The organism is Streptomyces sp. NPDC058964 (assembly GCF_042741275.1).
GTDB lineage: Bacteria > Actinomycetota > Actinomycetes > Streptomycetales > Streptomycetaceae > Streptomyces.
This window is the reverse complement of the sequence record NZ_JBHYKH010000357.1, coordinates 1-524: the sequence shown is the minus strand read 5'-3', so window position 1 is coordinate 524 and position 524 is coordinate 1. Positions and strand designations below refer to the sequence as shown.

Here is a 524-nt window from a genome sequence, read left to right as displayed (position 1 = left end):
GCGGGGGGGGGGGGGGGGGGGCGGGCCCGCCGCTCGCGCGGGGGGGGGGCGCCGCCGCCCGCCCCGGCGCCGCCCCCGCCGCGCGCCGGGGCGGGCGGGGGGGGGCCGCCCCCGCGGCACTGGCGCACGGCGTGACGGGCGAGGTCGCCCCGTTCGCCGGGGGTGTCGCCGGGCAGACGGGCTCCTTCGCGCGGGACCTGACCGGTACCGTCCACGCCACCGCGGCCCCGCTCGCCGCCCACGCCGTCACCGGTACGGCAGGTCTGGCCGAGTCGGTTGCCCCGGCTCATGTCCAGCACACGGGGTACACGCACAACCTGCACAACCTGCACGACGGCGTCGCCAACGGCGTCTGAGCCGACCCGTCGTGACCGGCTCCGTGGGGCTGGAGGTTCCGAACGGCCGAATACCGTCGGCGCGTCCGGACGACACCTCACGGATCGGGCCGGCTGGTCCCCATTGGGGTGGGGATCAGCCGGCCCAGGCCCCTCGAGGGCCGTTCCGGAGGCCGCACCCGGTCAACC

At 79.4% G+C, this 524-nt stretch carries 1 pseudogene; it reads left to right on the top strand.

Going from position 1 to position 524, the window contains the following annotated elements:
• Positions 1-356 (top strand): annotated as a pseudogene (locus tag ACFW2E_RS32765) (hypothetical protein); the annotation flags it as partial.
• Between the last annotated feature and the right edge of the window lie 168 nt (positions 357-524).